This is a genomic window from Bacillus sp. CR71 (assembly GCF_003429245.1).
Lineage (GTDB): Bacteria > Bacillota > Bacilli > Bacillales > Bacillaceae_G > Bacillus_A > Bacillus_A thuringiensis_S.
In genome coordinates this window covers 194,223-194,998 of record NZ_CP031748.1, presented here as the reverse complement: position 1 = coordinate 194,998, position 776 = coordinate 194,223, and the positions used below count along the sequence as shown (strand labels likewise).

The window sequence follows — 776 nt, the reverse complement described above, 5'->3', positions numbered from 1 at the left end:
ACTTGCAAGTAATCTCTTATTCTTGGATATACTGATACCATTACTCTGAAAAAGGTGTGTGATCGGTATGGAAAAGGAAAATGCATTCAAGTGGAGACATTATCAACCAGACATCATTTTATTAACAGTCCGTTGGTACCTGCGGTACAACTTAAGCTTTCGTGATTTAGTGGAAATGATGGAGGAACGTGGATTATCTTTAGCACATACAACAATTATGCGCTGGGTTCATCAATATGGACCTGAGTTTGATAAAAGGATCCGCCGTTATCTCAAACAAACGAATGATTCATGGAGAGTTGACGAAACATACGTAAAAGTAAAAGGACAATGGATGTATTTATATCGTGCTGTTGATTCCGAAGGAAACACCATTGATTTTTATCTGAGTAAAATGAGAGATCATAAGGCTGCAAAGCGATTCTTTAAGAAAGATTTGCGGTTTTCTCATGTTTCGAAGCCTCGTGTGATTACAGTTGATAAGAACCCAGCTTATCCAATTGCTATTAAAAAACTAAAAAATGAAAAGAAGATACCTGAAGACACCCTAACAAGACAGCTCAAGTATTTAAATAACATAGTGGAACAAGATCATCGATTTATTAAGAAACGTGTGCGTTCTATGCTGGGGTTCAAATCATTTAAAACAGCAATCTCTATATTGAGTGGTGTCGAAGCCATGCATATGATTAAAAAAGAACAGATTGATTTACGGGACCAGTCTGTTCAAAATCAGAAAGCATTCATCCATCAATTATTTGGACTTGCAGGATAAG

1 protein-coding gene is annotated in these 776 nt (G+C 36.3%); it reads left to right on the top strand.

Translation table 11 applies throughout. From position 1 onward, the window contains the following. Positions 1 to 67 precede the first annotated feature (67 nt). Positions 68 to 775, top strand: a complete 708-nt coding sequence (locus tag DOS87_RS01095; RefSeq protein WP_098578400.1) for an IS6 family transposase — start codon at positions 68 to 70, stop codon at positions 773 to 775. Position 776: the final 1 nt, after the last annotated feature.